This is a genomic window from Bacteroidota bacterium (assembly GCA_037133915.1).
In the GTDB taxonomy this organism is placed as follows: Bacteria; Bacteroidota; Bacteroidia; order Bacteroidales; family CAIWKO01; genus JBAXND01.
In genome coordinates, this window is sequence record JBAXND010000101.1 from 1 (window position 1) to 4,780 (window position 4,780).

Sequence of the window (4,780 nt, forward strand, 5' to 3'; positions counted from 1 at the left end):
CTGAAAACGAGCCGGTACCGGTTACAGCGTTCACCGTGAACTTCTCACCCATACCCCGAATAGCACCACCGCCTTTGGGCAAACTCACGGAAGAAGCTGAACCGCCTGTAGTGGAAGAGCCCTGATCACTCTGGTTATTGTTACCCAACCGATTATTTGAAACAGGTGTTTTATTACCAGTTGGTTTACCAGCAAAACCGCCATTTTCACTATTGTCTGATCCTTCAATTCTTTTCATCACGTAACGTGCTTCTTACTCTTGACTAATGTTGATACAATATCTTATAATGGTTCTTGTGCTTACGATATTGAAAATAAGATTCGTCAATTCTGACGTTTCATTTTAAACCTTAAAAAAGAATATTACACTTCCAATAAATAACTTTTCGACACCCATTGCTGCTGCGCCGCGTCAATTCTGCACCAGCCATTTTTTTCTTCGTAAGCAATCACATGGGTTCCTTTCTGAAGTGATTTAACAATTCCATTGCTAACACCCGGGCCACTTCTTACATTGAGCACATAGGCTGTCACTTCGTAAGTTTTTTGAGGCTGACTTGCAACGGGTATCACAGTGCCTGAATTCTTCAACTCATTTACGATAAGCGGAAGAAAATTGTGAAGTGCGTCGTTGATGGTATTACCACCAAAAAATGCCGTACCCGGGCAGGATTTTGTGGTGCCAGTGCCCCCAGTTCGCATACCGGATACTAAGTCATACCAGTGATGATAAACAATAGTATCAGGACTTGGCGTAAGTTTGAACTTGCGGCAGAGCATGGCATTTACCTTAATGATGGCATCCCGCTGAGCAGCCGTCATCGTATCTCCCCCGATATCAAAGCATCCGACATTCTCTATACAGATGCCATACTGGTTAGCGCCTTTTATTCCGGCAGGAATTTTATCAAACGAACGGCATACAGCCACACTGCCATCCGGGAAAATAGTAAGGTTTTGGGCAATTTCTGAAAAACCACGCTCAATATGAAAACGCTCCATGGCTTCCAGTGATGCAAATTGATTATTGCCTTTAAAATGGCTGTAGTTGGGAATATAGGTGTGGTGATTCTGCACCAGCTTTATTACCCTGCTGAAAGTGTTTTCTTCCAGCCACTGACCGAATTCTGTTACGGTCATTAATTTAAATCTGCCTTGTGTTTGCATAAATAAATAATTAATTATTTTTGATTTGAAAGAGAATTTATTGTTTCGCGCTCCGAAATACGAATACCACGTTTCATTATCCTTTTCCTTACAACTGAAATTATATGCAGTGCCAGTAGTGGGGTTATCTAAATGTGTTTCGCCAAATGGTAAGTACTGCTGGTGCTGCATGGCTTTGCCCACGGCATTGCTAATGATTTTTATAAAATTATTTCAATGAGCGAATGAAAGTGGTCGTTGCAAGTTTAAGCGCAGTGAGAATGGCCAATTAAAAAAGTTCATAAAATATTTTCAATGTAAGCACAAAACCAATTGTTATCGCAATCCCGATTAGTGTCCAAAAAATCAAATCTTTTGACATTTTTTCATAACCCCTTTCTTTAAGCACCAACGCGATAATAAATTGAATAATGCCCGGGAATATTGCAGTTAGCACTTTCCATACTACAGGTAGCTGCTTTTTTGCTTTTTCATTTTCAGACAATTCCTTTTCTATGATTCTTGCTTTAGCTACCAATATTTGCGCCCCAGTAAGCTTTCTTTTTTCAAGTTCATTTTCTGCAGCTAAAACAGCGTCTGGTTGATATTCGGAACGTAGCTCATTTACTATTCTTAACAGTTCCGCGTCTGTTTGAGTTGACATTACTTCACTAAAATCGTTTGGCATAATCCAACTGTTCAATTTATAATTTAGATTCTGTGTAAAAATCTACGGCTAAAAAATCAGCAGGGTGTTATAAAATCCAAAAAAAATAGCAAGCCAAGAATATCATTATATAAAAAATACAACCCAAAAACCAACCCTCAAAGTATGGGTGCTTCTTGAAAATAAGCCCATCATCCGCGGCCATTTCGTCAGTAAATTTGGTTCTAAATCCTTTCAGCAGCCACCGAAAAAAAACGCCTGCCCTGTATATCAATTCCAACATTAAACTGTTTGATTACTTTGTAACCTCTTTTTTCGTTTTCTCAGTCGCTTCCTTCAATTCATCAACAGAATTCAATGTTTCTTTCGCCGACCGGAGTTCTTTATTAATCTGAAATAGTTTACCGGCTTCCTTCATCATTTGCTCTCTTGACCGACCTTTTAGCAACCCTGGATATTTTTTAATAAACTGATTAAATCCCTCAAGTGCGCTTTTTGAAACCCTTACAGATACTCCCGCCTCTATTAGCCCAACCAAGGATGGCGCTACATCAACAAAAGCATCTACCTTTTGTTCAGCAGCATCTGAACCCGCAATGGTTTTTCCTCTGAGTAATATGGATACTGAATTCGGGAAACTATAAAGCATATTTGCAGCAATCTTTACAGCTGATTCCGGAATATTGCTTGACTTTGAATTAAGCCACATTTCAGCACTTACTAAAGCATTATCATCAAATTGTCTCCAATCGTGATTCAGTGGTACTAAACTTCCATCTTTATTAAAATACTGGTCATATATAGCCATGACTGCATCGCCAGTCCTTTGATTAGTCGATACCTGAGCGGTATAGGATACGCAAATACTTCTAGAATGTCTATTCAATACTGTTCCCCCTGTTGCCAACGCAAGTTGTGCAGCTGCCTGCCTTTGGGAGGAAGTAGAACCAAACAAACCAAAGAAATACATACCATCCGGATCAATATTTCCGATTGGGTCATCACCAAAAGCGCAATATGGTGACCATTGAGGAAATTTATGCGCCATTGGGTCCACACTGATAAACCTACACAACCAATCCGCGTAGTACCTTGCCCCGTAATAATAGAGTCCACTTTCCTCGTCTCGTTCCTTGCCAACATATTTGTATCGTTTAAGACTAACCTCGGTTTCTGTTCTGCCAGCTCGGTATGAGGTAGTTCCAAAGGGATGATATTCCTCGTAGCTGATGATATCCGCACTTTCATCAAGTTCCAGGCAGGAGGAGCCAAGATGATTGCTGTATTGATAACGAATCGCAATTTCAAGTGGCGAAACAGGATCACCACTTTCTATTGTTTTGGTTTCTATGATTGCGATCTTCTTGTTCTGATCAAAGCCGAACTTCTTTTGTTCTTCTTTTCCCTTCTCATTATTTTCCTCGCTATCACTTTTCTGACTGGCCTCAGGCACTTTAATGTCGTTTATGCAAAGTGTCTGTCTTTCAAAATCAATATCCCAATTACTCGCGTATTCCCGGTAAACTTCGTAGCCACCAAGGTACAGGCGTTCTACAAAAGTTCCGTTTTGTTTTTCTGTTATCTTGCGGCTGCGCTCGCCGCTGCTGTTATAACGGTAATACGTGCTTTCCGTGCCCCTCGTGGTTTTTACAAGACGGTCTTTAAAATCACATTCCAGAGCCGAAAGGTGTGGCATGGTAAGCATGTTGCCGTGGTCATCGTAAGTATAATTCGGTGGAGTTTGATTCTGAATATGACTTAATAAATAATTGTTATTGGAGTTGTAATAATATTCTCTGGTCCAGTTTGGCGTTTGGCCGCTTGTATAATGGTCAAGGTTGGTGATGTTGCCAAGAGCATCAAAAGTAAAGTACTCCGTATAGTTCTGCATCGCGCTGTTACCGGGGTTTGGTAAAGGGATGTTATTTGCAAAATCACTGTGCCCGGGCATAGCCAGTGACACGAGTTCCCTGCCGGTGGCTTTAACCAAACGGTACAATGGATCATACCAAAACTGCTGCTGGGGAGCTATCACACTGTTATCGTAATAAAAGGTTTGTGCCGCGTTGTCATTTATCTCAACAATGTTGCCAACGGCATCATAAATATAATTAAGATCAAGCAAAACATCAGCGCCTGAATTACGTGTCGTTTTAAGCCGGTTCAGCCGGAACGTTTTATCGTCATAATAATAACGTGTTCGCGTGCCATTCCCGTAATAAACCCGTGTTCGCTGTCCTTTCTCGTTGTAGTTAATATTAGTTACATAATCAACCGGGGTTCCCTGCCCTAAATGAGTCACTGCAATTGCCTCGGGCAATGCGGCCTTGTTATAGGCGTATTCTATAATGCTGCCGTCGGGCTGTGTCAGCAAGGTTGGCCGGTTCATTGCGTCGTACTCCATAAACTGCGTGAACGTTTCCGTCTGCAGCACCGGGCTTTGGCTCCAGTCAATATCCCTGTTGTAGTCTTCACAAAACGTCTTTAGCGTTTCCAGTGGATTGCCCTTGAAATCATACTCAATAAAATGCGTTTGCCCGCTTTGGTCTTTTAAAAACTCAACCCTGCCAATATTGTAAACCGCGTCATCCGTACCGTAGACATATTCTTCTGCCAATATCTCGCTTTGTGCCGGAGGGGTAACATAAATTTCCAGCGGGCGCTGCAGCGCATCATAGGTATTGCGGAAGGTGAAGCCACGACTGTTCACTGCATAAATGGGCTTTCCAGCAACATCGGCAAGCATCCATCGCTCGCCCGAGTCAATGTTTGTTGTATAGAGTTGTTGTTTCAACCCGTAAACATGATGTGTCATCACCCTGTTCAGTGCATCGGTGACGGCAATCACCCTGCCGGTAATATCAAGGGTGTTGCGAACACGGTATTTCAAGGGGTTGCTTAGATTGTCAAGTCCGTTATCATCCTCAATCATAAAAACCCTGCCAAGGCTGTCGAAATACTGTGTTT

At 41.8% G+C, this 4,780-nt stretch carries 4 protein-coding genes; all 4 read right to left on the reverse strand.

Annotated elements, in window-relative coordinates; genetic code table 11:
- Positions 1-238, reverse strand: a 238-nt coding sequence (locus WCM76_16665) for a hypothetical protein (protein ID MEI6767265.1), incomplete at its 3' end; no start/stop codon positions are given.
- 125 nt (positions 239-363) lie between these two features.
- Complete coding sequence (locus WCM76_16670) at positions 364-1,167, reverse strand: amidase (GenBank protein ID MEI6767266.1); 804 nt, start codon at positions 1,165-1,167, stop codon at positions 364-366.
- 268 nt (positions 1,168-1,435) lie between these two features.
- Entirely contained in the window at positions 1,436-1,834 is a 399-nt protein-coding gene (locus WCM76_16675; protein MEI6767267.1) for a hypothetical protein, read from the reverse strand.
- A gap of 274 nt (positions 1,835-2,108) precedes the next feature.
- The coding region (locus WCM76_16680) for an RHS repeat-associated core domain-containing protein (protein MEI6767268.1) at positions 2,109-4,780 on the reverse strand (2,672 nt) is incomplete at its 5' end.